The organism is Sphingomonas radiodurans (assembly GCF_020866845.1).
GTDB lineage: Bacteria > Pseudomonadota > Alphaproteobacteria > Sphingomonadales > Sphingomonadaceae > Sphingomonas > Sphingomonas radiodurans.
In genome coordinates this window covers 2,651,647-2,673,328 of record NZ_CP086594.1, presented here as the reverse complement: position 1 = coordinate 2,673,328, position 21,682 = coordinate 2,651,647, and the positions used below count along the sequence as shown (strand labels likewise).

Here is a 21,682-nt window from a genome sequence, read left to right as displayed (position 1 = left end):
ATGTCCCTCCGCCCCTGGCGCGATATCCAGCGTCGCAAAAGCCGTCAGATCATGGTCGGCAATGTCCCCGTCGGCGGCGATGCGCCGGTGACGGTACAGACGATGACGAACACCCCAACATCGGACCCACGCGCCACGATCGACCAGATCCGCCGCTGCGAAGATGCCGGCGTCGATATCATCCGCGTCAGCTGCCCCGATGTCGAATCGACCGCGGCGCTGGGCCAGATTGTGCGCGCATCACGCGTGCCGATCGTCGCCGACATCCACTTCCACTACAAACGCGCGCTCGAGGCGGCGGATGCGGGTGCGGCGTGCCTGCGGATCAATCCGGGCAACATCGGCTCGGCCGAGCGCGTCAACGAAGTGGTCAACGCTGCCAAGGCGAACGGCTGCGCGATCCGCATCGGGGTGAATGGCGGCAGTCTCGAACGCGATCTGCTCGAGAAATATGGTGAGCCCTGTCCCGAGGCGCTGGTCGAAAGCGCGCTGGATCACATTAAACTGCTGCAGGACCGCGATTTCCACAATTTCAAGGTCGCGGTGAAGGCGTCCGACCTGTTCTTGGCAGTCGCGGCGTATCAGCAGCTGGCAGAATTGGTCGATTGCCCGCTGCACCTGGGTATCACAGAGGCGGGCGGGTTCGTCGGCGGGACGGTGAAGAGCGCGATCGGAATGGGCTCGCTGCTCTGGTACGGCATCGGCGACACGATCCGCGTCTCGCTCTCGGCCGAGCCTGAGGAAGAGGTGCGCGTAGGGTTCGAGATCCTGAAGGCGCTCGGCATTCGCAATCGCGGCGTGCGCGTAGTGAGTTGCCCCAGCTGTGCGCGGCAGGGGTTCGACGTGATCCGCACCGTCCAGGCGCTCGAGGAACGGTTGCAGCACATCCGCACCCCGATGTCGCTGTCAGTGCTCGGCTGCGTCGTCAATGGCCCCGGCGAGGCACGCGAGACCGACATCGGGATCACCGGCGGCGGCAACGGCAAGCATATGGTGTATTTGTCGGGCGTGACCGATCATCATGTGCAGGATGCCGGGATGGTCGATCACATCGTGCGGCTGGTCGAGGCAAAGGCGGCGGAGATCGAGGCTGCGGATGCGGCGATGACGGTGGCGGCCGAGTAGCTATTCCACGACTGACTTGAGCCGGGCGGACGATTGATCGATTAATTCGGCGCCCAGCGCCTTCAGCTGCTCGCCCACGGCTGCCAAGGTCCACCGAAGCGCAACGTCCGCGAAGAACGATGCGGAGAGGCACAGTGCTGGCTCCGCTCCCACTACGACCACAGCAACCGAGCGTACACCCGCGTGGCCGAAGCGGTCATCCACGGCATAGCCATCGCGCGCCGCGTCCATGATCTGCCGACGATACGTTTCCAGATCGAGCGGGCTTTCCCATCGCACCGCCGCGAACCGCGCGGCGACCGCGCGCTCGTCGAGCCGCTGCGCCGCCGCCAGAGCGCGGCCGGTGGCGCCACCCCCGATCGGCTGGCGTTGACCGATCGCCATGTGGATGCGGGTCGGTGCTTTGCTTTCGCCAAGCGCGACAAGCTGGAGCCGCTCTCGCGGCACGACGCGCCACAGCCCGACCGGCGCTTCCAACGTGCGCGCCAGTTTCGCGAGCAACGGCTGCGCGGCGGCGACTACTTGCGCTTGCGGATCAGCCCATTGTGTCACGTTCTCGTGCCACGCCGGCGCCAGCGCATATCGCTTCCCTGTTGCGGCAACGAGCACCCGCTCGGCTGATAAGGTGCGCAGCAGCGCAAGGCATGTCGATGGGCTCAGCGCGCAAGCACGCGCTACTTCAGACAGCGTCTGTGGCTGGCCGCTCGCCAAGTGACGCATGATCGCCAAGGCATGACTAACCGACTTAACCTGTGCATCCATCCACCCAGCTTACTTTTCAACGGGTCGAAAAACAATGCCCGCACCTGAAAGGAGTACTGTTGAAACTCGCCTAACCATCGGCTAGCGTTGCTAGCATAAGGAGAGGCGGATGACGGGCATTCTCGCTGGCAAAGTCGTCGCCGTGACCGGCGCAGGGCGCGGCATTGGGCGTGAGATCGCTTGGCTGTGCGCCAAGGAAGGCGCTGCTGTCGTCGTCAACGATCCGGGCGTTAGCGGCAGCGGCGAGATCGAGAAGGGCGGCATCGCAGCCGGCCCGGCCGAGCAGACCGTAGCCGACATCGTTCGCGCTGGCGGACAAGCCCACGCCAACCTCGCCAGCGTCTCCGATCCTGCGGGCGCCGTCTCAATCGTCGAAGACGCGGTTAAACGCTTTGGTCGCATCGACGCGGTTGTGAACAACGCGGGCATCCTGCGCGACACGATCTGGCACAAGATGAGCCACGAGGATTGGCGCGCAGTGATCGACGTCCACCTCAACGGCGCGTTCAACGTCTCCAAGGCGGCCACGCCGTACTTCCGCGACCAGCAATCGGGCAGCTTTGTCCATTTCACCTCCACCAGCGGCCTGATCGGCAACATCGGTCAGGCGAATTATTCTGCCGCCAAGCTCGGCATCGTCGGCCTGTCGCAATCGATCGCGCTCGACATGGCGCGCGCCGGGGTGCGCTCGAACTGTATCGCGCCGTTCGCGTGGAGCCGAATGACCGCCTCGATCCCGGCCGAAACGCCTGAGGCGAAGCAGCGCGTAGAACGATTGCAGACGATGGGCGCGGAGAAGATCGCGCCGCTTGTCGCCTTCCTTGCGTCCGACTTGTCGAAGGACGTCAGCAACCAGATCTTCGCGGTGCGCCGCAACGAAATCGTCTTGTTCTCCAAGCCGCGCCCGATCCGCTCGATGACGAAGACTGATGGCTGGACGGCGCAGTCTATTGCAGACGAGCTGGTGCCGTCGTTCCGGCCGAGCTTCGCGCGCGCCGATGAAGTGTCCGCGCACGTCTTCCCCTACGATCCGATCTGAGGACCGCTTGTGAGCACGCTTAATCCGGGCATGGATGCCGAGACGTTCGACCAGTTCATTGACCAGTTGCGGCGCTATGTGCGCGACCGGCTGATCCCGGCCGAGAAGGAGATCATCGAAACCGACACCATCCCGCCCGCGATTATCGACGAGATGCGCGAGATGGGTCTGTTCGGCATTACCATTCCCGAGGAATATGGCGGCGCCGGGATGAATATCGCGCAATACACGCGCACGATCCGCGAGCTCGCCTATGCCATGCCGTGCTTCCGCTCGATCATCTCGATCACGATCGGCATGGTCACCTCCGCATTGAAGAATGGCGGTACCCGGGAACAGCGACAGGAGTGGCTGCCCAAGCTCGCAGGCGGCATGATCGCCTCGTTCGGACTGACCGAGCCGGGTTCGGGCAGCGACTCGGCCGGCATGCAGACGATGGCGGTCCGCTCGGGCAACGGCTGGGTCCTCAACGGCACCAAGCGATACATCACGAACGCGCCGCAGGCCGAGGTCGCGCTGATCATGGCGCGCACGTCGAGGGAGCCGCTGCCCAAGAACGCGCACGTTTCCGCCTTCATCGTGCCGATGAACACGCCGGGGATCACCGTTGGCAAGTCGGACAAGAAGATGGGCCAGGCGGCGAGCCATATCGCCGACGTGATCGTCGAGGACGTGCATCTGCCCGCCGACGCGCTGCTCGGGCTGGAAGAGGGCAAGGGCTTCATCACCGCGATGAAGAGCCTCGACAATGGCCGCCTGTCGGTCGCGGCGGCGTCCGTCGGCTATGCCCAGCGCGCGCTGGATTCCGCGCTGCGCTACGCTAACGAGCGAAAGGCATTTGGCGAGCCGATCGCGAATTTCCAGCTGATCCAGCAGATGCTCGCCGAAAGCGACATCGAGATCTACGCCTCGACCACGATGCTCGAGGATGCCGCGCGCCGCGCCGACGCTGGCGAGAACGTGCTGCGCAAGGCGGCGGCGGCGAAGGTATTCGCTTCCGAAGCGTGCGGCCGAATCGTCGATCGCGTGGTGCAGGTCTATGGCGGCGCAGGCTATCTCGCCGAATATGAGGCGGAGCGCTTCTTCCGCGATGCGCGCGTCTATCGCATTTACGAAGGCACGACACAGATCCTGCAACTGCAGATCGCCAAGCACATGCTGCGCGAATTCAACGCCGGGGTCGCCTGAGTGTACGACCTCCTCCCTGGCCTCACCGTGATCGAGGCGTCGTCGTTCGTCGCCTCGCCCACGGCGGGCCTGTATCTCGCGCAGATGGGGGCGGAGGTGATCCGCGTCGATCAGATCGGCGGCGGCCCCGATTTCCGCCGCTGGCCGGTCACGCAAAACAACGATTCGCTCTACTGGGAAAACCTCAACCGGGCGAAGAAGAGTGTCGCGCTCGATCTCGGTCGGCCCGAGGGGCGCGAGCTGTTGCAGGCGCTGGTGCGCGCGACGGGGCAGTTCGTCACCAATTTTCCGGTGAAGGGGTTCCTGTCGCACGAGACGCTGGCGGCGGGACGGCCGGATCTGATCACCGTACGCGTGATGGGCTGGCCGGATGGCAGCCCGGCGCTCGATTACACCGTCAACAACGCGGTCGGCTATCCGATGCTCACGGGTGCGGGTCCGGAGCCGGTCAATCATGTACTGCCGGCGTGGGATTTGCTGACCGGCTCCTATGCAGCCTTCGCGCTGCTGGCGGCGCTGCGCCGGCGGGAGGCGACCGGCCAGGGTGGCGAGGTGCGTTTGCCTTTGTCGGACGTGGCGATCGGCACCGTCGCCAATCTTGGCGGGATCGCCGAAGTGCTGGACACGGGCACCGATCGCCCGCGGCTGGGGAACACCGTGTTCGGGCTGTTCGGGCGCGACTTCACGACGAGCGACGGCAAGCGGACGATGATCGTCGTGGTCACGCCGCGGCAATGGGCCAATCTGGTGGACGCGCTCGACTTGGGCGACGCCGTCGCCCGCGTCGAGGCTGAGCGCGGCGTCAACTTCGCGAAGGACGACGGGCTACGCTATAACCACCGCGACGCGCTGTTCCCGTTGTTCGAGGCGGCTATCGCCGCTCGCGACCACGCCGATCTGGCGACGGCATTTGACGCAGGCGGCATCGTCCACTCCGTCTACGGCACGATGGCCGATGCGGTGCGCGATCCCCGGCTTGTCACCGAAAACCCGATCTTCGGCACCGCGGACGACCCCAGCGGCACCAGCTACCCCGCCGCCGGCGCCTTCTCGACGCTGCCCGGTGACGAACGCCGTCCTCCCCTGCCCGCCCCCCGCAATGGCGAGCACAGCGAACAGGTGCTGGCAGAACGCCTCGGCCTGTCATCGGGTGAGATCGCCCGCCTCTTCGACGCTGGCATCGCCGGCCAAGCTAGGAACAACCCATGACCCTCCGCCGCGCCGCGATCGTCTCCCCAATCCGCACCGCCGTCGGCAAGTTCGGCGGCAGCCTCTCCTCGCTGACCGCCGGCCAGCTCGGCGCGACGATCCTGAAAGCACTGATCGAGCGCAGCAAGATCGACCCCACACGCGTCGATGATGTCGTCTTCGCGCAAGGTTATGGCAACGGCGAGGCGCCTGCGATCGGCCATTGGTCGTGGCTCGCCGCCGGGCTCCCGCTCGAAGTGCCCGGCTACCAGCTCGATCGCCGCTGCGGCTCTGGCCTGCAGGCGGTGATCGACGCCGCAATGATGGTGCAGACCGGCGCGTCCGACGTGGTCGTCGCGGGCGGCTGCGAGAGCATGTCGAACGTCGAGCATTACTCGACCGATATCCGCAAGGGCGCACGCATGGGTAATCTCACGCTGCACGATCGCCTGACGCGCGGGCGATTGATGTCCCAGCCGATTGAGCGCTTCGGCGTGATCAGCGGCATGATCGAGACTGCCGAGAACCTCGCCAAGGATTACCATATCAGCCGCGAGGAGGCCGACGCTTATGCCGTTCGCTCCCACCAGCGCGCCACTGCGGCGTGGGAGAAGGGGCTGTTCGCCGACGAACTCGTCCCCGTCGCCGTCCCGCAGAAGAAGGGCGACCCAATCGTGTTCGACCACGACGAAGGCTATCGCCCTGACGCGACTGTTGAATCGCTCGGCAAGCTGCGCCCGCTCGAAGGCGGCGTGGTGACCGCCGGCAACGCCAGCCAACAGAACGATGCCGCCGCCGCCTGCCTCGTCGTAGCTGAGGACAAGCTTGAGGAACTTGGCCTTGAGCCGATCGCCTGGTTCCATTCCTGGGCCGCGGCCGGTTGCGATCCCTCGCGCATGGGCATTGGCCCGGTGCCGGCGGTCGAACGCCTGTTCAAGCGCAACGGGCTCGGCTGGAACGACATCGACCTCGTCGAACTCAACGAGGCGTTCGCGCCGCAGGTACTCGCGGTGCTCAAGGGCTGGGGCTGGAGCAAGGACGACAGCCGTAACGACATCCTCAACGTCAACGGATCGGGCATTTCGCTCGGCCACCCGATCGGCGCGACCGGCGGGCGTATCCTCGCGAACCTGACACGCGAGCTGCAGCGCCGCGACGGCCGCTACGGGCTGGAGACGATGTGCATCGGCGGCGGCCAGGGCATCGCCGCGATCTTCGAGCGCGCATGATGCTGCAGGACGCGCTAGCGGCGGCGCAACGCTATCGCGACGACGCCCGCGCGGCGTTGGCGGCGCGTCTGGAAACGCGCGCGATCGACACCGAACAGCGCGCGGCACATGGCTTCGCGTGGGTGGCGACGATGGTCGCGGCGCTTGAAGCGGTTCAGGACTGGGCCGCCCGAGAGGCGACCGAGGTGGACACGCTCGTCGCGCGGCTCGCCTTTCAGGAAAGCCTCGCGCAGCTGGTCGGCGGATTGCCGATGGGGCAGAATGAGCTGTTCCGCCCCGCCGATCTCGGCCTTGCCGCCGCCGCGCGGACGCTGGCGGACGCCTGCGCCGACCTGCTCGATCGCGACATGGCCGCCGACCGCCGCGCACTCGTCGATGGCCTCGCTGCGGGCGTCTGGCCCAGCGAGACGCTGCACGATCCTGAGCTGGATGCGATCCGCGACCAGTTCCGCCGCTTCACCGACGCGGAGATCCTGCCCCACGCGCACGGCTGGCACCTCGCCAACGATCTGATCCCCGACGCGACTGTCGCGAAAATGGCGGACCTTGGCACGTTCGGCGTCTGCATTCCGCAGGAACATGGCGGGCTCGGCCTGTCGAAGCTGGTGATGTGCGTCGTGACCGAGGAATTGTCGCGCGGCTGGATCGGCGCCGGCTCGCTCGGCACGCGCTCGGAAATCGCCGGCGAGCTGATCACGGGATCGGGCACCGCTGCGCAAAAGGCCGACTGGTTGCCGCGCATCGCCAGTGGCGATGTGCTGCCGACCGCGGTGTTCACCGAGCCCGACGTCGGGAGCGATCTCGGCTCGCTTCAGACACGCGCCAAGCGTGAAGACAGCGGGTGGCGGATCGACGGCGCGAAGACGTGGATCACGCACGCCGCGCGTTCAGACCTGATGACGCTTCTCGCGCGGACCTTGCCCGATGCAAAGGGCTATGCCGGGCTGTCGATGCTGCTCGTTCCCAAGCCACGCGGTAGCGAAGCGGAGCCTTTCCCCGCCGAGGGCATGGCCGGCAGCGAGATCGAGGTGCTCGGCTATCGCGGGATGCGCGAGTATGCGCTTTCGTTCGATGGCATGACCGCCCCCGTCGACGCACTGCTCGGCGGCGAGGAGGGGCAGGGCTTCAAGCAGCTGATGCGCACCTTCGAAGGCGCCCGCATCCAGACTGCCGCGCGCGCCGTTGGCGTGGCGCGTCGGGCGCTGGAGCTGGGGCTCGGATATGCGCTGGATCGCAAGCAGTTCGGGCGTGCGATTGTCCACTTCCCGCGGGTGGCCGACAAGCTCGCGATGAGCCTTGTCGACCTGATCGCAGCGCGTGAGCTGACGTATGCGGCGGCGCGGGCGAAGGATTCGGGGAAGCGCTGCGACATCGAGGCGGGGATGGCGAAGCTGCTCGCGGCGCGTGCCGCGTGGAGCAATGCCGATGCGTCGCTGCAGATCCACGGCGGGAATGGCTATGCGCTGGAGTATGAGATCAGCCGTGTGCTGTGCGACGCGCGCATTCTCAACATCTTCGAGGGCGCAGCGGAGATCCAGGCGCAGGTGATCGCGCGCGGGCTGTTGGCGACGCGGAATTGAGCAGGTCGATCAACCACTGACCGCGGCCCACGCCGCGATCTCGTCGTCGTGCCGCTGCGTCACCACCAGGTTTGACGCCACGCCCCCCTCTACCGACACGGTTCCCGACCATTCGAATGTCGCATTGCCGCTCAGCGTGACCATCCCGTCGGCGCTCGCCACCGCACGCACTGGCCCGCCGCGGTTGTGGACCGTGACGGGTTGGTCGAATGGCAGACGCCCCGTCAGCCCCGCCGCAAAGGTGGCGGCGCCCATCGCGCTGCCGCAGGCGGCGGTCAGGCCGACGCCGCGTTCGTAGGTGCGGAGGGAAAGTTCGCGATCATCACGCATATGGGCAAAGGAAAGATTGGCGCGGTTGGGGAGCCAGTCGGGGGCGGCTTCGCAGGCGCTGCCGAGGCGGATCAGTGCGATTTCATCGATTTCGTCGACGAAGGCGATCAGATGCGGGTTGGGGATCGCGACCGCGGTGACCTTCACGTCGGGCGAGAGGCGATCGATCGGGCGGTCGACGATCTGGTGCCCCTCGCCCGTCAGCGGCCAATCGCCGACGTTGAGTGTCGCGGGGCCTGCGGTTTCACGCACGGTATAGACGCCCGGGGCGAGATCGGTGTCGCGGACCACCTCGGCATGGCTGGTCTTGAGCCGCACGACCGCACGGTCGACCCCCAGCGCTTCGAACCCGGCACGCGCGACGCAGCGCAGGCCGTTGAGGCACGTCTCGGGCTCCGACCCATCGGCGTTGAAGATGCGCATGCCGAACGAATCGACGCGGTCGCCCGCGGTGAGCAGGAGGATGCCGTCGGCGCCGACTGGCCCCGTGCGGTCGGTGAGCGCGCGGGCGACTTGCGTCCATTCGCGGTTGGCGAGGTCGAGCGCGCGCGCGTCGATCAGCGCGAAGTCGTTGCCCGAGCCGTGGCATTTTGTGATGGTGAAGCGCATCGGCGCGATATCGGCTGGTCGTTCGGACACAGCAACCCTCCTCCACCGTTCGTCCCGAGTAGCCATCGAGCGCAGCCGAGATGGCGTATCGAAGGACATGCGTCAGCCCCCTGTCTCGATACGGGCTCTCGACAGGCTCGATCCCTACTCGACACGAACGGTAGGGGGGCACGGGTCGTGGCCCCTCACCCCAGCCCGTAATGATCCGCGAGCCGATCGAGCGCCATCGTCAGCACCACGCGGCCCGAGCGGGCCGGCCAGCCGAGTGCCTTTTCCGCCAGCGGCAGTCCCTCGCCCGCGCAGACCACGCGCCACAGCACGTCGCTCAGGCCCCGCCCGACTGCGGCGATCGCGGCGTCGAAGCGGCGTTTCGCGGCGAGGTGCGCGCTGGTGGGATCGAGCCCCTGCCCTGCCCCGCCATCGACGCGTGCGGACCAGCGCATCGTGACCGAGGGCGCGAGCGCGGCGCGTTCGTAATCGGCGCGCAGCCGCTCGCCCGCCTCGATCTGCCGGGCGTCGATCAGCCCGCGGGTGGCGAGCCACGACAGGGGCGATTCGGCGAGGTTGACGGTGACGCTGCGACGCCGCGCCGCCTGTGCGACGATCCGCCCGTCGCCATCGATCCCGCGTTCCGCCAGCATCCGCATTCATGGTCTCCGCCTGTCCTGGCGACGGCCATGTCATGAAGTGCCGGCTGTAGGACAGCGCGGACCCGCGCCTAGCGCCGTGCCAGCCGCAGCCGCAGCCGCAGCCGCAGCCACGAGCCGAGCGCCCACCATGCCAGCGCCCACAAGGCGCCCGCGCTCCACCCGGCGAGCACGTCGCTGGGCCAATGCACCCCGAGATAGACGCGGCTGACGCCGATCAGCGTGACCAGCGCGATCGTCGCGCCGAACAGATACCAGCGCGCCGCGCGGCTCGGCACGATCTGCATCACCGTCAGCGCGATGGTGAGATAGATGATCGCACTGTTCGACGCGTGCCCGCTGGGGAAACTGGCGGAGGATACCTCGACGAGATGATCGACCAGCGCCGGCCGCTCGCGCGCGACGAGCCGCTTGCCGAGCGCGACCGCATTCGAGCCGCTGACCGTGCCGCCGAACACCAGCGCCGCGGTGAGGAAGTGGCGGCCGGCGAGCAGATAGCCGATCGTGAGCACGACGACGATCGTGAGCACCGTGCCGCCGCCGAGCGCGGTGACATCGATCATCGCCTGCCGCAGCCACACCGGCCCCACCGGCGTCGCGAGATCGCCGGGGATGCGCAGGCCGAGCATGATCGCGGAATCGAAATCGAACTGCGACCCGCGCGCGATCGTGCTTCCGAGCAAGGCGATGACGAGCACCGCGCCGGCGAGCGCGAGCAGCGCGATGAAGGCGTAGGGCGGGTGCGTGATGCCCTCGGGCGCGATCTGATCGGGGGTCGCGGGGGTGTCGGCGAGGGTTTCGAGCGGGGATTCGGGGTGCATGAGGGCGGTGTAGCAGCGAATGCGGCGGTTTCGGTCAATCTGAACTTTAGCGACCGGGGTCCGCTCGCCCTCTGCTCCGTTCATGTCGAGTGACGTCGAGACTCGGCCTCGAGCGCGGCGCTTGTGATCTGTCCCTCGACGATGCCCGGGACGAGCGGACTGGAGCAGCCTACCCCTCTTGAAGATTGGTACAAAGATCAGTACATACTTGTGTATGCAGTCGCTCAGCATCTCCGAAGCCCGCGCCAATATGAAAGCGCTCGTGGACCGCGTGGTCGCCGACAAAGCGCCGGTGTCGATCACCCGTCAGAAGGGCGAGGGCGTGGTAATGATCTCGCAAAGCGAATGGTCGTCGATCGAGGAGACGCTCTATCTCCTGCAATCGCCGGCGAACGCGAAGCGCCTTCTGGAAAGCATCGGCGAGCTTGATGCCGGGGCGGGCGTGGAGCGCGCGCTGATCGAACCGTGATCCTGACGTTTTCGTCGCGTGCCTGGTCCGAGTATCTTGAATGGCAGGGTGACGACCGGCGAGGTCTGGAGCGCGTCAACGCGTTGATCAAGGAGTGCCAGCGCGATCCGTTCCGCGGCACCGGCAAGCCAGAGCCGCTTGGCGGTAATTTATCTGGCTGGTGGTCCCGCCGCATCAATCGCGAGCATCGGCTGGTGTATCGGGTGAGCGGTGCCGGCGACGCGCAGGCGCTGGAGATCGCGCAGTGCCGGTATCATTATTGAAGGCTATAAGTCCCCCGTTTGATAGAACTGCCGTAGCCGTTTCATAACTGACGAAAAGTCACGATTTTCGTCCGCGAGCCTGCTGCACATCGGCCACTCGATCGCGAGTTTCTCTCTTGCGGGTATCCGAAGGACGCTTTCTGTGGGGCTTTCCATGTCTACCTCGATCAGCCCGATGCCGTGCACCGCGTACAGCATCTGGATCTCACGCAACGTGTCCGCGCCTTCGATTTCCGCCGCCACCAGATATCCGAAGCTTGCCCAAGACGAGTTTGATACTGCCTGAAAGTAGGACTCTCGCACATTTGAACGGTTTAGCAGACGCTTTACTTCGAATGACCATACTCGTGCGCGCCGCTTCCCACTGTGCTGAAGCGCGCCTATAACTTCCTTATTCATTCCTGAGGTTAGGGTCAGGACCCATTGATGTGAGCGTCGCGATCTGATTCAGGCTCCGCAAGGAGACCGTGGATGAGCGACCTGTATTGGCTGACGGATGAGCAGATGGGGCGCCTGCAGCCGTACTTTCCCAAGAGCCATGGCAAGCCTCGGGTTGATGACCGGCGGGTGCTGAGCGGTATCGTCTTCGTCAACCGGAACGGGCTGCGGTGGCGTGATGCGCCTAGCGCGTATGGTCCGCACAAGACGCTCTACAACCGGTGGAAGCGGTGGGGCGAGAGAGGGGTATTCCTCCGCATGATGGAGGGGCTGGCTGCCGCGGATGCCGAGCCCAAGACCATCATGATCGACGCGACCTACCTTAAAGCACACCGCACGGCATCGAGCCTGCGGGTTAAAAAGGGGACCTTGGGCGGCTGATCGGCCGCACCAAAGGTGGCATGAACACCAAGTTGCACGCCGTCACAGATGCCAACGGCCGCCCGCTCAGCTTCTTCATGACCGCCGGGCAGGTCAGCGACTACACTGGCGCGGCAGCTCTGCTGGACGACCTGCCCAAGGCGCAGTGGCTGCTTGGCGATCGCGGCTATGATGCCAACTGGTTCAGGGATGCCTTGGAAGCCAAAGACATCCAGCCCTGCATCCCAGGTCGGCGATCCCGCAACGAACCAGTCAGATACGACAAGCGTCGATACAGGCGCCGCAGCCGCATCGAGATCATGTTCGGCCGCCTGAAGGACTGGCGCCGCGTCGCCACTCGCTACGACCGATGCCCAGCCGTCTTCTTCTCCGCCATCGCCCTCGCTGCCACAGTCATCTTCTGGCTATGACCAATGAGTCCTGACCCTAGGGCTTCGATTGCGACGATATCAGGGTATAGCCACTTGTTACCACCCGGACCCCGGCGATTAGACGCTGTTCCTTCGTTGATACGGAATGCTGTCGCTCCAACTTCAGACGATATGAATTCCGTTAGCATCGGGTAGAGATCGCGCTCCATAATTCGGGGCGTCACTTCGACTATTTGCGATATCGACAGCGATTCAGGATTATCTGCCGCCTCGCTATCCAGAACCTCTTCAATCTCGGACTTCTCCGTCCAGTAATAACGCCTAGGCCTACCTTCGGTCGTCCTTAAGTTTGAGTACCGCGATTGCCAGGTGGGGCGATTGGCTCCGATCTCAGCGACCAGCTGGCTCAAGAGAGCCGTTTCAGTTTCTAGAAAACTGCTGCGCCTCATCTTGTCGAGAGTTTCACTCGGGTAGGTTTGATGAATCCATTCTGCGATCTCGCGCGCTTTAAAGCGTTGATCAGGTTGAGACCTCAACATCTCAAACGTGCGCTCTCTAAGGTTCAAAACGCTCCCCTTCCCCGTCTGACCTAGCGGAGGAGAGAATGCACGCTCAAGAAGTTTTCCTGATCCATCGTGCTCGCCGAGATTGGGCGGAGTAAAGCGGCGACAACCTGATTTATTGCGTCGTTCGAGGTTAATCGCATGCCGAGCCTAGTCGTTCGTGTGGCGCATTGGCGCTGCGGTATCAACGATCTGCGGTGCTGATGCTTTGCGGGTGTGGAAAGGCATCGCCCATCTTCGTGCGCGACGCACCAAGCCGGGTCACTCGATATAGATGCCGACGACCTTCCAGCTGTCGCCGTCACGGTCGAGCGACAGTGTTTCGGTGGCGCCGCGCTTGTTGGCGAAATCGGTACGGAATTGGACCGTGCGATAGCCGGCGGGTGGGGCGGGCACATCGACCTCGCGCAGCAGCGTGCGCGAGAGGACGCGGCCGAGCGGCGTGCGGGCCTGTTCGGATGCCGATTGCCAGGCGGCGACGGTGTTGGCCGAGCGGAACGACTGGGCGGTCCCTTCCCAGCTTTCCTGCCATTTCGCATCGTCGACCAGCGCCAGCCAGTCGCGCGCGGCCTTGGTGACGGCAGTTTCGGCGGCGGGCGTCGTGGCCGGGGCGGCGGGTGATCCGGCGGGCGCTTGGACGGGCGCGGACAGGGCGAGCAGCACGGCGGCGAGAGACAGCATGACGATTCCTCCGATCGCCCACAGATGCCGCCGCGGAAATCGCGAGGGCGCCGGGGCTCGGGAGCCGTGTTGGTCGGGTGGCAGGTCGGCGGCTTCCCCGAACGGCGTGTCCCTGATCGATTGGGGGGCCGTGTCCTCCGCCGCGCGCAGCAGCCGCGCGGCTTCCTTGCTGCTCGATACGGAGAGCTTGCGCCTCGCGTCGCGCAGCCGTTCGTTGATGGTGTGGACCGAAAGATCGAAATGCCGTGCCATCGATTTGGCGTCATGCCCAACCAGCAGCAGACGAAGCGTCTGCTTCTCCTTCTCGGTCAGCGCCTCATATCCGTGAACCATCGTCTCCACCGCCAACCCGAGCCAAGTCGCCCGACCCTAAGCGGTTGATCGGTGGCGGTGACCCCCAAAAGGATTGTACCGCCATCCCTGCTTCAGCAGTCGCAGCGCGTGGCCCGGCCCCTCCACCATGCTGCGCATGTTCCCCTCCCCGAGCAAGCTCGGGGAGGATTTAGGGGTCAATCGTGTTCGCGGTCGCCGGCGCCCATGTAGAGCTCGCGGCCCGTTTCCTCGTACACGTCGCTCATCCGCGCCATGCCGGCTTCGGCCTCGGCGGTGGCGATGAAGCCTTCGCTGCCCTGGTTCTGGAGCTTGGCGAAATCGCGGACCTCCTGCGAGATCTTCATCGAGCAGAACTTAGGCCCGCACATCGAGCAGAAATGTGCGGTCTTTGCGCCTTCGGCAGGCAGCGTCTGGTCGTGATAATTCTCCGCCGTGTCGGGATCGAGCGACAGGTTGAACTGGTCGCGCCAGCGGAATTCGAAACGCGCGCGCGACAAAGCGTCGTCGCGCATCTGCGCGGCGGGATGCCCCTTCGCCAGATCGGCGGCGTGGGCGGCGAGCTTGTAGGTGACGACGCCGACCTTCACATCGTCGCGGTCGGGCAGGCCGAGATGCTCCTTGGGCGTGACGTAACAAAGCATCGCGGTGCCGTACCAACCGATCATCGCCGCGCCGATGCCGCTGGTGATATGGTCGTAGCCCGGCGCGATATCGGTGGTGAGCGGCCCGAGCGTGTAGAACGGCGCTTCGCCGCATACCTCGAGCTGCTTTTCCATATTCTCCTTGATCTTGTGCATCGGCACGTGGCCGGGGCCTTCGATCATCACCTGCACGTCCTGCGCCCAGGCGCGGTGGGTGAGTTCGCCCAGCGTGTAGAGTTCTGCGAACTGCGCTTCGTCATTGGCGTCGGCGATGCTGCCGGGGCGCAGACCGTCGCCGAGGCTGTAGGCGATGTCATACGCCTTCATGATCTCGGTGATCTCGTCGAAATGCTCGTAGAGGAAGCTCTCCTTGTGGTGGCTGAGGCACCATTTCGCCATGATCGAGCCGCCGCGGCTGACGATGCCGGTCACGCGCTTGGCGGCGAGCGGGACGTACGGCAGGCGGACGCCAGCGTGGATCGTGAAATAATCGACGCCCTGTTCGGCCTGCTCGATCAGCGTGTCACGGAAGATCTCCCACGTCAGCTCCTCGGCGACGCCGCCGACCTTTTCGAGCGCCTGGTAGATCGGCACGGTGCCGATCGGCACGGGCGAGTTGCGGATGATCCATTCGCGCGTGTCGTGGATGTTGCGGCCGGTGGAGAGGTCCATTACCGTGTCGGCGCCCCAGCGGATCGACCAGACGAGCTTGTCGACCTCGGTCGCGACGTTGCTGGCGACCGCGCTGTTGCCGATGTTGGCGTTGATCTTCACCAGGAAGTTGCGGCCGATCGCCATCGGCTCGGATTCGGGGTGGTTGATGTTGTTGGGGATAATCGCCCGGCCGCGCGCGATTTCGTCGCGGACGAACTCGGGGGTCACGTAATCGGGGATCGCCGCGCCGAAGCTTTCGCCGTCGCGGACATATTCCTTGAGCATCGCGCGGCCGAGGTTCTCGCGTGTGGCGACATATTCCATCTCGGCGGTGATGATACCGCGGCGGGCGTAGTGCATCTGGCTGACGTTGGCGCCGGGCTTGGCGCGCAGCGGGCGGCGCACGACGTTGGGGAACGGCTGGACGCCGCCCGAGCGGTCGGGGCCGAGCTGGCCGTTGTCCTCGGGGCGCAGCTCGCGCGCGTCGTACGCCTCGACGTCGCCGCGGGCCATGATCCAGTCGCGGCGGAGTTGTGGCAGGCCGGTCATGATGTCGATGTGCGCGTTGGGATCGGTGTACGGCCCCGACGTATCGTAGACGTTGAGCGGGGGTTCGCCGCACGAGGGTTCGAGATCGATCGCGCGCATCGCGACACCGAGTGGGCCGACATGGATCTTGCGGGAGCCGCGGATCGGGCCGGTGGTGACGCCGATCTCGGTGCGGGCTTGAACGTCGGCCATGCTCGTCTCTCCTATAATCGGAGAGTGAAGACGGATTGCCGGTGTGGCGCGCCTCCTTCCCTCCGCCGGTGTCAACCGGATCAGGTTCGGCGGGTCGCGGGCTCGTGCCCGCCTCTCAACCGCCGTCAGCGGTCCCCCGAGGAAGCGATCGGCTTACGCGCCTTGCGCACGCGCCACAAATGAAAAGGGCCGCGCGGTTGCCCGCGCGGCCTCCTCGTAACAAAGGTTGCGATCAATTCGCGCCGCTGGTCCGCAGTGCGGCGAAGGCGTTGTTGGTGCCGGCGGGAAAGAACCCGCCGCCGATGCCGGCCGTGGTGCGCAGATAGACGATGTTGTGCACCTGCTCGGGCGAACGGCTGTAGACGATGCCGTTGCTGTCGGTCGGCACGATATTCGACACGGTGGCGTCGCTACCCGTGACGCCCTGATCGAGATCACTGGTTCCCTCGAGCGAATCGCGCGCGTTCGAGATCGCGTTCGCGCCCGCACGCAGGCCAGTCGTCGTATCGAGACCCTTCGCGTAGATCACGGTGCGGACGAGCCCGGCGTGATAGGCCTCGGCCGCCAGGATGCCGGCTGCCGCCTCGAGGAACACCTTGCTGGTCAGCAGCGGCGCGGCGCCCTTGTACGCCGTGACGCCGACGTCCTCGAACAGGAAGGCGGCGAGCAGGAACGTATTGTCGTTGGCGTAAGGATCGAAGCTTTCGCTCGCCCCCACGAGGCCCGCAGCGCGCGCCGCTGCGGTGAAGGCGCCGTTCGGACCGCCATCGATGTTGATCGCCGGCTGCGCGACCGCGGTGCTGCCGATCGCCGCACGCAGGAAGTTGACGTGGGCGATCTCGTCTGCCGCGATCTCACGCGCGTAGGCGGCGACGAGCGGGTCGGTGAAGGTGACGCGGCGGCCACCCGTCACGTTGCCGCGCGTGCCGACCGAACCGCTTAGGCTCGACTCAGGCAGGCCTACGCCGAACGCCGCAAACGAATAGAATTGCGCCTCAAGATACTCAAGGTTGAGCGCGAGGTTAAGGATATCGCCATCGCCGATGGTGGCCGACGTCGGGGTCGGGGTCGGCGTGGGCGACGGGGTTGGCGTGGGCGTGTCGTCATCGTCGTCACCGCAGGCGGCGAGCAGCGTAAGCCCGCCAATGGCGGCAGTCGATGCGCCCGCCACCTTTAGAAAACGGCGACGCTCGGCGCGACGCAGCTCGGCAACTTCGAGCGCCGCGAGTACGGAATCCTTGATCATGGCCTTATTCCTTAATCTGGGGGGCGCGATCAGTTCGCGGCGCTGGTCTTGATGGTGCCGTTGACGCCGGCGGGGAAGAAACCGCCCATCGTCACTGCGGCGCGGTTCAGATAAACAATGTTCAGCGTCTGCGCGGCCGAGCGGCTGTACGCGAGACCGTTCATGTTGAGCGGTGCGATGTTCGACACAGTGCCGGCGCTGCTCGTGCTCGGCAGGATGCCCTGATCGTCATCGGGCGCGATGCCGCGGGTGGCATCCTCGGCCGGCGCGCCATCAAGCGAATCGCGCGCGGCGGAGATCTTTTCGGTTGTCTCGATCAGCTGTGCCGAGGGGGTTTCGATACCCTTGCGATACAGCACAGTGCGGACGATCGCGGCGTGATACGCCTCGACCGCGAGGATGCCGGCGGCGGCCTCGAGGAAAGTCTTGTTGGTCAGCAGCGGCGCGGCGCCCTTGTATGCGGTCACGCCGACATCCTCGAAGATGAACGCGCCGAGCAGGAACGCCTCGTCCGAGGCATAAGGGTTGAACGCGGTACCGGCCGGGACGACGCCGGCGGCCTGGGCGGCGGCACTGAAGGCGCCGTTCACGTCGCCGCTGATGTTGATCGCGGGCTGCACGACGGCGGATGTGCCGAGTGCGCCGCGCAGGAAGTTGACATGCGCGAGCTCGTCAGCCGCGATCTCGCGGGCATATTGCGCCACCAGCGGATCGGTGAAGTTGACCTTCGCACCACCAGTAATCGCGCCAGGCGACGTGCCCTGCGAAGCGGCCGGGATGGCCGTGCCGAACACGGCGTAATAATAGAAGTTCGCTTCGAGATATTCGAGGTTGAGCGCGAAGTTGAGCACATCGGCGTCCGTCACCGTCTGTGCCGCTGCCGGACTAGCGAAGGCGAAGGCACCCGCGCCGACTGCGGCCGCGCTGAGCGCTGCCGTAAAGAAGGCGCGTCGATCTTCGCGCCGACGGGCGCGGCCGTCCAGCGACTCCAGCAACTGATCCGATTGTGACATTGCGGCATCCTTCCCGAAAAGCTCGTGCCGACCCGATGCCGGACCGCCCGACATCTAGATCGTTTCGCCTTCGCCAACCTGAACAGATCGACAGCGATGCGCGATAGTCGAGGTACGAGCAGCGTCCGGGAAGGATGCCCAGCAGAAAATCTTTTTATATTACACTTATGCTGGTTAGCCGCAGCCAAATCCGCCATAGCGGGGCGATGCGGGAGGGGGCGGCCGGAGTTGATGATGCAGCGCGTGCGCGCTTGACGGATGCGCTTGTGCGCACCGGGAAGCAGGACGCTCGCGCTTTCCGACTCGTGTATCGACTGACCAGTGCGAAGCTTTTCGGCATCTGCCTGCGTACCTGTGGGGAACGAAAGGCAGCGGAGGACGTGTTGCAGGACGTCTATCTTACGGTTTGGACACGAGCGGCGGGCTTCGATGCCTCGCGGGGCAGCGCAATCGCATGGCTGTCGACGATCGCGCGCAACCGTTCGATCGACTGGCGCCGCGCCAATCGGCCAGTGACCACGTCAGACGCTGTGCTGGCCGAAATTGCGGACGATACACCCTCCGCGCCGGACATAATGCTGCTCGACGAACGCGAACGCGCGCTGCATCTGTGCCTCGATGATCTGGAGGAGCGGCAGCGTGCGGCGATCCGCACGGCATTCTTCGACGGATTCACCTATGCCGAACTGGCGGAGCGCGCCGCCGTGCCGCTCGGCACGATGAAGAGCTGGGTACGACGCGGCCTCCTCCGATTGCGGGAGTGCCTCGATGGCAGTGGCTCCTGACGATAGCGTCACCGCGGCCGAGCTGGCGCTTGGGCTGATCGAGGGCGAGGAGCGCTCGGCTGCGCTGCGCCGGATGCTGGCCGAGCCCGAGTTCGCGCGCGAGGTCGAGCGGTGGCGGGCGCACTTCGCGCTATTGTACCCCGAGTATCCGTCGGTCGAGCCGCCGGCGTGGGTCGAGCAGCGACTGGCCACGATCGGCGGCGGCGATCCGGTTGGCTGGCGTTGGGCGACCGGTGGTGCATCGGCGCTGGCTGCGGCGCTTGCGCTTGCGCTGGTACTGCGGCCGGCGGACGTGGTGGCGCCACCGACGCCGGCACCGCGACCGGTCGCTGCCGCGCCCGCGCCTGTCTTTGCCGCGGCGATGGCGCCGGACGGCACGACCGACACCAAGCCGTTCGCGGCGCTGTTCGACGTCGGGCAAGGCCAAGTGCGCGTGCCGGCGGGGATCACCGTGCCGGCAGGCAGGGTCGCGCAACTCTGGCGGATCGGCGGCGATGGCGTGCCGCAGTCGCTCGGGCTGTTGACCGCGACGGGCACGACCGCGCTGCGGCTGAGCCCGGCCGATCGCGCCGCGCTGGCCGCCGGTGCGACGCTCGCGATCTCGATCGAGCCGTTGGGCGGTTCGCCCAAGCCGGTGCCGACCGGGCCGGTGGTGGCGACCGGCGCGCTTACGCGGATCTGACGACCAGATCCGCGCTAGCCCGCCGAGCGAGCTAGGCAGTCAGCCGCGCACGCTGCCGTTCCGCCAACGCGCGTCGCCACGTCCGCGCACGCCACCACATGATCACGCCAGTGATCGCAAGCAGCACCGGAAGCACGCCGCCGACGAAGATCAGCGCCTGCCACAGCCAGCCCATGCCGGTGCCGTCGTGCAAGCGCCGCATCAGACGCCCAACGCCGCCGCCACTGCGCGCGGGGGCGGACCGGGCCGCGACCCCGCTGTCGTCCGCCACCGCCACCGTGATCATGGGTTGCGTATCGTAAGCCAGGGTCCAATCCGATTTCCGCTCGGTTGGAAGGATGATCGTGCGCAGCGGTTCGGCCGGGCCGAAGGCGCGCGCGCGAGACAATACCTGGTCGATCGCCATCGCCGGGCGATCGACGGGCCGATCCATCATTCCCGGCGGGCCTCCCCTGCGCGCCGGCTCGCCGACGAGTGCGCCGAAGAACGCCGGAAAGCTGATCCAGGCACCGGTCAGCGACAGCACGAACAAAGGGATCGCGATCCAGAAGCCCGCCAGATGATGCAAGTTCGCATCGACATTGGCGTGCCGCCGCCAGCGCAGCCCCTTTGCCCAGCGACCGACTACGGGCCACCACAGCCACAGCCCGGTGAAGCTCGACAGCATCATCGCAACGCCGATCCAGCCGACGATCTGCCGCCCCACGCCCGGCACCAACAGGCTGCCATGGAGAACGTGCAACGTGCGCAGCAGCCCACGGCTATTGTCGGCCACGTCGAGCAAGGTCGCGGTCGGCGGATCGACATAGACGGTGGTGCGGAGCGGGCGGCGCTCGCCTTGCGCGGGCGGTCGCACAAGCGTGACGACGACTGGCCCGCCATCCTCGGGAAGGACGATGTTCGCAACACGATCTTCGCGCTGCGCCCTGGACCGGGCGGCAGCAAGGTATCGGTCGAGCGGCAGCATCGCGCTGCCACTCGTGGCGTAGCGCCCGGGGTTGACGAGCCGGTCGAGCCCATCGTCCCATACCAGCGCGGCGCCGCTCAACGACAGTGGGATGATCAGGATGGCGAGGATCAGCCCGATCCATTTGTGAACCTGAAACCAGAGCCGCCGCATCGCGAGCTTGTTCATTATCCGTCCCTTTTTGTCGGTCGTGCCGGTGGATGTCGTCCCGACACCAGTCAATCACTGATGGTCAGGCGTCGGCCCAGCGGCGCAGGAGATTGTGGTAGACGCCGGTCAGCTGGATCACCGTCGGATCACCCTGCCCCTTGTCGGCGGCGACTGCCTGGACGCTGCGATCGACATCGTAAAGGATGCGCCGCGCACTGTCATCGCGCACCATCGACTGCAGCCAGAAGAACGAGGCGACCCGCGTGCCGCGCGTGACGGGCGTCACATGGTGCAGGCTGGACGAGGGATAGACGACCGCATGGCCGGCGGGCAGCTTCACGCGCTGCGCACCGAAGAGATCCTCGATCACGAGTTCGCCGCCGTCGTAATCGCCCTCATTGGCGAGGAACAAGGTCACCGAAATATCGGCGCGGATGCGGAAATCGGTGCCGCGCTGGATGCGGATCGCATTGTCGACGTGCGTGCCGAACGTCTGTCCGACGCCGTAGCGGTTGAAGAGCGGCGGGAAGACCTTGAGCGGCAGTGTGGCGGCGAAGAACAGCGGCGAGCGGCCAAGCGCGTCGAGCACGATCCGGCCGGCCTCGCGCGCTGCCGCGCTTTCCTCGGGCAATTGTTCGTTGCGCTTGGCGAGCGCCGACTGGTGCCCGGAGGTGACGTTGCCGTCGACCCATTCGGCGGCATCCACGATCGCGCGCACGCGCACCAGCGCGGCGGGATCGAGCAGGTCCGGGATCGCGATCAGCATGGGATGAGGCTCCTACGTCG

22 protein-coding genes and 1 riboswitch are annotated in these 21,682 nt (G+C 66.0%); of the genes, 11 read left to right on the top strand and 11 right to left on the bottom strand.

Features of this window, described 5'->3' with window-relative positions; all coding sequences use genetic code 11:
- The gene (gene ispG, locus LLW23_RS12450; protein WP_228945831.1) at positions 1–1,125 is read left to right on the top strand and encodes a flavodoxin-dependent (E)-4-hydroxy-3-methylbut-2-enyl-diphosphate synthase; all 1,125 of its coding nucleotides are present in this window, start codon (positions 1–3) and stop codon (positions 1,123–1,125) included.
- On the opposite strand, the gene LLW23_RS12445 is transcribed toward ispG, so the two are convergent.
- Positions 1,126–1,887: an IclR family transcriptional regulator domain-containing protein gene (locus LLW23_RS12445; protein ID WP_228945830.1), complete on the bottom strand. Its 762-nt coding sequence runs from the start codon at positions 1,885–1,887 to the stop codon at positions 1,126–1,128.
- Between the two features lie 109 nt (positions 1,888–1,996).
- Here LLW23_RS12445 and LLW23_RS12440 point away from each other — a divergent pair, with 109 nt between their 5' ends.
- Genes LLW23_RS12440 through LLW23_RS12420 form a run of 5 tightly spaced genes read left to right on the top strand, consistent with a single transcriptional unit; the run spans position 1,997 to position 8,111 of the window.
- The gene (locus LLW23_RS12440) at positions 1,997–2,926 is read left to right on the top strand and encodes an SDR family NAD(P)-dependent oxidoreductase (RefSeq protein WP_228945829.1); all 930 of its coding nucleotides are present in this window, start codon (positions 1,997–1,999) and stop codon (positions 2,924–2,926) included.
- A gap of 30 nt (positions 2,927–2,956) precedes the next feature.
- The gene (locus LLW23_RS12435) at positions 2,957–4,114 is read left to right on the top strand and encodes an acyl-CoA dehydrogenase family protein (protein ID WP_228948574.1); all 1,158 of its coding nucleotides are present in this window, start codon (positions 2,957–2,959) and stop codon (positions 4,112–4,114) included.
- Complete coding sequence (locus LLW23_RS12430) at positions 4,115–5,323, top strand: CoA transferase (protein ID WP_228945828.1); 1,209 nt, start codon at positions 4,115–4,117, stop codon at positions 5,321–5,323.
- Positions 5,320–6,531: an acetyl-CoA C-acetyltransferase gene (locus LLW23_RS12425; RefSeq protein ID WP_228945827.1), complete on the top strand. Its 1,212-nt coding sequence runs from the start codon at positions 5,320–5,322 to the stop codon at positions 6,529–6,531. Before LLW23_RS12430 ends, LLW23_RS12425 begins: the two co-directional genes overlap by 4 nt.
- The gene (locus LLW23_RS12420) at positions 6,528–8,111 is read left to right on the top strand and encodes an acyl-CoA dehydrogenase family protein (RefSeq protein WP_408641960.1); all 1,584 of its coding nucleotides are present in this window, start codon (positions 6,528–6,530) and stop codon (positions 8,109–8,111) included. Before LLW23_RS12425 ends, LLW23_RS12420 begins: the two co-directional genes overlap by 4 nt.
- Before the next feature lie 9 nt (positions 8,112–8,120).
- Here the strand turns inward: LLW23_RS12420 and dapF are convergent, their stop codons facing one another.
- The 3 genes from dapF to LLW23_RS12405 form a co-directional block, all read right to left on the bottom strand.
- Positions 8,121–9,050: a diaminopimelate epimerase gene (gene dapF, locus LLW23_RS12415; RefSeq protein ID WP_228948572.1), complete on the bottom strand. Its 930-nt coding sequence runs from the start codon at positions 9,048–9,050 to the stop codon at positions 8,121–8,123.
- Between the two features lie 185 nt (positions 9,051–9,235).
- Positions 9,236–9,697: a DUF6456 domain-containing protein gene (locus tag LLW23_RS12410; RefSeq protein ID WP_228945826.1), complete on the bottom strand. Its 462-nt coding sequence runs from the start codon at positions 9,695–9,697 to the stop codon at positions 9,236–9,238.
- A gap of 71 nt (positions 9,698–9,768) precedes the next feature.
- On the bottom strand, positions 9,769–10,518 hold the full coding sequence (locus tag LLW23_RS12405; RefSeq protein ID WP_228945825.1) for a phosphatase PAP2 family protein: 750 nt from the start codon (positions 10,516–10,518) through the stop codon (positions 9,769–9,771).
- Positions 10,519–10,732: 214 nt separating this feature from the next.
- On the opposite strand from LLW23_RS12405, the gene LLW23_RS12400 reads away from it, so the two are divergent.
- Both LLW23_RS12400 and LLW23_RS12395 read left to right on the top strand, forming a co-directional pair.
- Positions 10,733–10,987 (top strand): type II toxin-antitoxin system Phd/YefM family antitoxin, encoded by a 255-nt coding sequence (locus LLW23_RS12400; protein WP_228945824.1) that lies wholly within the window; start codon positions 10,733–10,735, stop codon positions 10,985–10,987.
- Positions 10,984–11,250: a Txe/YoeB family addiction module toxin gene (locus LLW23_RS12395; RefSeq protein WP_228945823.1), complete on the top strand. Its 267-nt coding sequence runs from the start codon at positions 10,984–10,986 to the stop codon at positions 11,248–11,250. Before LLW23_RS12400 ends, LLW23_RS12395 begins: the two co-directional genes overlap by 4 nt.
- Before the next feature lie 3 nt (positions 11,251–11,253).
- Here LLW23_RS12395 and LLW23_RS12390 read toward each other — a convergent pair whose 3' ends face one another.
- Positions 11,254–11,493 (bottom strand): hypothetical protein, encoded by a 240-nt coding sequence (locus LLW23_RS12390; RefSeq protein ID WP_228945822.1) that lies wholly within the window; start codon positions 11,491–11,493, stop codon positions 11,254–11,256.
- Positions 11,494–11,721: 228 nt separating this feature from the next.
- On the opposite strand from LLW23_RS12390, the gene LLW23_RS12385 reads away from it, so the two are divergent.
- A protein-coding gene (locus LLW23_RS12385; protein WP_228945821.1) for an IS5 family transposase occupies positions 11,722–12,479 on the top strand; the annotation gives its coding sequence in 2 pieces (ribosomal slippage) (positions 11,722–12,055 and positions 12,055–12,479; 759 coding nt in all).
- 785 nt (positions 12,480–13,264) lie between these two features.
- Here LLW23_RS12385 and LLW23_RS12380 read toward each other — a convergent pair.
- The 4 genes from LLW23_RS12380 to LLW23_RS12365 all read right to left on the bottom strand — a co-directional run bounded on the left by LLW23_RS12380 (position 13,265) and on the right by LLW23_RS12365 (position 18,312).
- Complete coding sequence (locus LLW23_RS12380) at positions 13,265–14,017, bottom strand: helix-turn-helix domain-containing protein (RefSeq protein ID WP_228945820.1); 753 nt, start codon at positions 14,015–14,017, stop codon at positions 13,265–13,267.
- Positions 14,018–14,193: 176 nt separating this feature from the next.
- Positions 14,194–16,053 carry a phosphomethylpyrimidine synthase ThiC gene (thiC, locus tag LLW23_RS12375; protein WP_228945819.1) on the bottom strand — a complete coding sequence of 620 codons (1,860 nt, stop codon included), beginning with the start codon at positions 16,051–16,053 and terminating at the stop codon, positions 14,194–14,196.
- A gap of 40 nt (positions 16,054–16,093) precedes the next feature.
- A riboswitch (TPP riboswitch) is annotated at positions 16,094–16,202 on the bottom strand.
- Positions 16,203–16,285: 83 nt separating this feature from the next.
- Entirely contained in the window at positions 16,286–17,299 is a 1,014-nt protein-coding gene (locus tag LLW23_RS12370) for a ferritin-like domain-containing protein (protein ID WP_228945818.1), read from the bottom strand.
- Between the two features lie 29 nt (positions 17,300–17,328).
- The gene (locus tag LLW23_RS12365) at positions 17,329–18,312 is read right to left on the bottom strand and encodes a ferritin-like domain-containing protein (RefSeq protein WP_228945817.1); all 984 of its coding nucleotides are present in this window, start codon (positions 18,310–18,312) and stop codon (positions 17,329–17,331) included.
- Between the two features lie 206 nt (positions 18,313–18,518).
- Here LLW23_RS12365 and LLW23_RS12360 point away from each other — a divergent pair, with 206 nt between their 5' ends.
- Positions 18,519–19,097, top strand: coding sequence for a sigma-70 family RNA polymerase sigma factor (locus LLW23_RS12360; RefSeq protein WP_228945816.1), 579 nt, complete (start codon positions 18,519–18,521; stop codon positions 19,095–19,097).
- Positions 19,081–19,779 (top strand): anti-sigma factor, encoded by a 699-nt coding sequence (locus LLW23_RS12355; protein WP_228945815.1) that lies wholly within the window; start codon positions 19,081–19,083, stop codon positions 19,777–19,779. The genes LLW23_RS12360 and LLW23_RS12355 overlap by 17 nt, the downstream gene beginning before the upstream one ends.
- A 31-nt stretch (positions 19,780–19,810) precedes the next feature.
- Here the strand turns inward: LLW23_RS12355 and LLW23_RS12350 are convergent, their stop codons facing one another.
- Complete coding sequence (locus tag LLW23_RS12350; protein ID WP_228945814.1) at positions 19,811–20,914, bottom strand: PepSY-associated TM helix domain-containing protein; 1,104 nt, start codon at positions 20,912–20,914, stop codon at positions 19,811–19,813.
- 64 nt (positions 20,915–20,978) lie between these two features.
- Complete coding sequence (locus LLW23_RS12345; RefSeq protein ID WP_228945813.1) at positions 20,979–21,662, bottom strand: Fe2+-dependent dioxygenase; 684 nt, start codon at positions 21,660–21,662, stop codon at positions 20,979–20,981.
- Positions 21,663–21,682: the final 20 nt, after the last annotated feature.